Genomic DNA, 4,513 nt, shown 5'->3' with positions numbered 1-4,513 from the left:
AATACCCATTTTATCACCTCAAAAGCTTCTGCATAGCGTTCTTCAATCTGAGTGCCCCTCGTTAGTGCAAGACCCCGTATAAATTCACAGTTAAAGTACGACCTGTCCTTCTGCGTCTCATAACAGCCCAGGGCATCAATCTTCATCTGAAGATACTCTTCATTCAGCGAGACAAACGCAAGGGCATTGAAGGTAATGTTATTCCAGGGCTGTTCATATCCAAGAATCGTAGACTGTTTGAAGGCACGCAATGTCTCTTCACGGGTTATTTTATGATCCTGATGCGTATCAAAAGAAGATGGAGTAAATACAGTAACCGGCTTTATTTCGTTTCTTAATTCAATCAGTGCATCAAGGATCTGCTGGCGGTACTGGGGAAATTTACGGACTTCATATTCAAGCAGAATGGGATCATCTATCCCAAGTTTTTTTGTCGCAGCCTTGACTTCTCTGCGAAGAATATCCTTCGGGTATTCCTCAGGGACCGATTGTTCACAACAGGAAAGTGCCACATATTTAACATCATAGCCTTCACGGACAAACCGGGCAATAGTTCCCCCGCACCCCAGTTCACCATCGTCAGTATGCGGACTGATGATAAGTATCTGTTTTGTCATTTATTTTTCACCCCAACAGCACACAGATTCCGGTACAACACCGGAATTTCATCCAGAGAAAATTCAGAACTGTCTCCTTCATACACGGCATCATGTGCAAGGATATATGACGAGTCATACCGTTCGGGAACAGAACAGTTCAGTGCCTCCCGCCAGCTCTCCACGATATCCTCTTTGTCAAGATTCATGCAGAGATCAAACATAGACGGGACTGTGGAAAATACCCGGGATACCATATCAGCGGTTTTGGCTGAACCAAGGAATCTCCCCGTATACAAACGAATACTCTTTTTATCAGCACCCTCTGCTTCCATTTCTGTAACCTTTGCTGCCAGTTTTCCCCGGAATTCACCAATCCGCTCATTCAGGCTTGAGTCCAGCAGATCTTCTTTGGTGAGGGAAAACGTATTCTGCAACTCTTTAACTGCATTTTTGTGCACCGTTCCAAGGTAATAATCCTTTGAAGACCATGAAAATGTCAGAGGCTGGTTAAAACCAATAGTCGATGATATGGCATATGATATTTTGCCGTATCTGAGCCCCCCTCCTGACCCTGATATAAAAAAGTGCGTACCAAGCCCCTCAGCAAATATCAGGTTCCTGCTCACAGCAGAGATACTCATTCTTTCTGAAAACGTATCAAACTGACTAAAATCGGTATTAAAATCCAGTTCATGTTCTTTTTTGCAGACGGGACATACACCTCTGCAAACTCCGGAAGAATCAGTCACAAGAGCAATTTTGCCGCCACAATCACAATGATACCAGAATGGAACCTCGCCCGGGACGACCGGCCTCGAATCGAGATCTGCTTTTCTGATTGCTGTATTATAAACCGTATTGTAATTGTCCAGTTTTTTGAGGATCTGTCTGCATTCATCAGAAAACAACCGGTTCTGCTGAATATCAGAGTACCGGAAAAAGAACACATCAAATCCAAGAATATCCCCTGAAATACCGGAAAATATGTATGCATTCAGATCAGAAAAAGAATCAGCACGTTCATAGCTTCTCCACATAATTTCGGTGATTTCCTGATGTTCTGATGTAATGCCTGAATACAAATGTTCAAGTGTTGCCATCTCGTCTTCCCATATTTCAGGAAGGGGTTTTTCAATTCTGTCAAAGCACTTCCATTTATCCGGACCCTTTACCGTAAACCCGATTTTTTGCAGTCCGTTCTTATTCAGTGCAGGCACCTGGTTTTTATAAAGAAATGGTGCTGTCGTTGCATTCTGATCAGCAAATCCAAAAAATGCGATTCCGCTGATCCCATTTTGAGCGAGCATCTCCCGAAACCGATGCAACAAAAATACTTTTTTCCAGACACCCGGATATGGGAAAAAATTTGGCTGATGACCGGATTCAAGTATGACAGTATCCTCCTGAACCGAAGGTATACGGCAACACTTAAACTTTGCATCACGGGCAAAGGAGAGGGACATATCTAAAAGAGATGATATATTCTGCTGCTGGTTTAACCGCAGCCCATGATTCTCCGGGATCAGTTGAGTCAGGTCAGAGGTCATCATCCTTTTCTTCCTTTTGCGATTTGTTATTCGATACACCCGTATTTTCAGACGTTGACCTGAATTTAAGTGCAGACAGATTAACAGGCAGGATATGTCGCCCTGTAATACTTTTTTCCGAAAGGAATTTGGGGATTTTTTCATTAAAGAAAAGTTCTGCTTTCCATATGCACACAGCAACAAGGGAGAAGATGAGAATCGCACCGACAATGTTTAACGGAGTAGTGTTTACTGCCAGTACCACATCAATAAAAAGAACAAGCAGGATCACAGAGATCATGCTAAAGACTATTGAAAGTCCAATTCTTTTAACATCTGATATTTCATTTTTTTCAGGATAAAACACCAGTGTTACTGCATATCCGGGAATAAACAGAACGAGAAAAAAACCAAACAGCGCCTGAATCAAACCCAATAATATCGCAACAAATTCAATAATTCAACCCACCCAACAGTATAACAGGAGAGAAGCTGTTTGGATTTAAAGTTTTCCCCCCTATCCCGGTATCATAAAACCAATCAGACAGAATATCCCGGTCAACGCATACATGACGTTTACTCCCTGACGTTCTGTCATCGGGAAATAATATGGCAATACCCACTTCAGAGTAAGAGGATTCGGGACTTCAAGCGTTCCGTCTTCCCGAATTTTCCCAAACTTGGCGACAGGATACTGTCCGGGATGAAGTCGCCAGTAGACATACAGCAAAAAATTTACAACGTGAGGGATGAGCATCACAAAACCACTGAATATAAAACCTTCTACCACTATCGTTGCACCAATAGCCGCACCAACTGACAGAGCCCCGATGTTTCCCCAGATAATACGGGCAGGGTATTTCTCAAATAACCAGTAGGCTGCAAGAGACCCGGTCAGACAGACAATAAACAAAATATCCATTATTTCAGCATCTGCCATGGTCTTTAAAATTAACGTGATAAGCACCATCAAAGAAAGGCCTGGTGCCAGACCATTAAAGCCTGAATGCATATTTACCAGGTTGGCTACTACCGGGACATAGAGAGGAAGTATAAGCTGCAGGTAAAAGATGCCTAAATCAACTGTTCCGATAAACGGGACATAGACGTGGGTAGCAGTTGCACATGAGATCAGGGAATATGAACAATAATACAGGAGAATAAGTTTGGCCGGCCGGCCAATATTTATCATATCATCAAGAATTCCAAACAGAGCAAAAAGAGCGACAACCATAATTATTACATAATTCGCCGGAAGAATGTAGTTGCAATAAAATAGTGAAATAACTGAGAGAGACAGTAAGGATACAAGAAGAATTACGAGGCCTCCATTTACCGCAATTTCAGGAAGGTCTGCTTTGTACATATCTTTTACAACAATATTGCTCTCTTTGAGCCTTCGGATGATGTGGGGCATCACCACAATTGTGCAGATAAACGGTACAATAAAAAAGACTGAAATCATCAGATTTAGAGAGCTGACCAAATTCACAATTGTCATTTTATCTCCTTGTGGACATAATATATTAATATATTATCGGTCATCTGCGGCACCCTGAACCCCCTGAAAAAAAGCATTCACAGAAATCCGGAATTTATTTTAAAATATTGCATTAATTCCCAATTTGGCCACGCAGACTATTTTTAGAGATTAATCCTCCAGACATGGGGTGAATTGCCCCGTACAGAAATAAAGTCAACCCTGTTTTTTCAATGGTTGTTATCTGGAATCGTAGGGGTGAGATCCTGCCCTTCAGGAAAAAACGACGTATTTCCGCTTTAAGCCAGTGATGACCCGCTACGATAGCGTTATTTGATATTGTCCATTGTCAATCAATATCCTACATTATTAAGTAGTGATGGATGGAATGAGAGTCTGAACACAGGGGGGCATAGTGCCAACAGGGTGTTCTGCAAAGCACATATTCGGGAAATTCTTCTGCCACTTTTTAGAGGGGGAAAATTGCATTGAACGGCTATTCGCAAGTGAACAGATCAAAAGTCAAACCTGGATCAATTTAGTGACACATTCCAGATGAGGACAGGACAATGATTGACAGACACATTAACTCAGCAACGAACGTTAAACTTCTATTATTCAGGTTAATTATCAGCGTAATAATAATTAGCTTAGCATTGCCGGCAATGGCATCAGCAGCATCGCACCCAAACCTCTTATTCTCCGACATTACCGGGGTTCCCGGATACCAGTACAGTTCATCTTCACCATGGAACTCCTGGGAAGCAGTCATCATCAATTCAGCAGATGCCTCGCTCTCACGCGATTTTTCCAACCCGGACTGGTCATCATATAACCGGATTTCCTACCGGAGTGGATTTGCAAGTGACCTCGGTCTTGCCTACCAGATCACAAAAGAACAAAAATAC

5 protein-coding genes are annotated in these 4,513 nt (G+C 42.3%); 1 reads left to right on the top strand and 4 read right to left on the bottom strand.

Going from position 1 to position 4,513, the window contains the following annotated elements:
* The 4 genes from MKMG_RS10730 to MKMG_RS10715 form a co-directional block, all read right to left on the bottom strand.
* Window positions 1–617: PIG-L deacetylase family protein (locus MKMG_RS10730; RefSeq protein ID WP_165077889.1), on the bottom strand; the 617-nt coding region annotated here is incomplete at its 3' end.
* Window positions 614–1,906, bottom strand: coding sequence for a hypothetical protein (locus tag MKMG_RS10725; protein ID WP_165077887.1), 1,293 nt, complete (start codon window positions 1,904–1,906; stop codon window positions 614–616). The genes MKMG_RS10725 and MKMG_RS10730, both read right to left, overlap by 4 nt.
* A 229-nt stretch (window positions 1,907–2,135) precedes the next feature.
* Window positions 2,136–2,555, bottom strand: a complete 420-nt coding sequence (locus MKMG_RS10720; protein WP_165077886.1) for a DUF1616 domain-containing protein — start codon at window positions 2,553–2,555, stop codon at window positions 2,136–2,138.
* Between the two features lie 87 nt (window positions 2,556–2,642).
* A complete protein-coding gene (locus MKMG_RS10715) occupies window positions 2,643–3,626 on the bottom strand; it encodes a UDP-N-acetylglucosamine-1-phosphate transferase (RefSeq protein ID WP_165077884.1) in 984 nt (327 codons plus the stop codon).
* 644 nt (window positions 3,627–4,270) lie between these two features.
* Between MKMG_RS10715 and MKMG_RS10710 the strand changes: the two genes are divergently transcribed.
* Window positions 4,271–4,513 (top strand): hypothetical protein (locus MKMG_RS10710; protein ID WP_165077883.1); only part of this gene is annotated, 243 nt, incomplete at its 3' end.

This window comes from Methanogenium sp. MK-MG (assembly GCF_009914725.1).
Lineage (GTDB): Archaea > Halobacteriota > Methanomicrobia > Methanomicrobiales > Methanomicrobiaceae > Methanogenium.
The sequence above is the reverse complement of the archived record's forward strand: the minus strand, read 5'-3'. Positions and strand labels throughout refer to the sequence as shown.

Excerpts from the sequence above, each read along its gene's own strand:
- MKMG_RS10715 (WP_165077884.1), bottom strand. The coding sequence starts at position 3,626 with ATGACAATTGTGAATTTGGTCAGCTCTCTAAATCTGATGATTTCAGTC.
- MKMG_RS10725 (WP_165077887.1), bottom strand. The coding sequence starts at position 1,906 with ATGCTCGCTCAAAATGGGATCAGCGGAATCGCATTTTTTGGATTTGCT.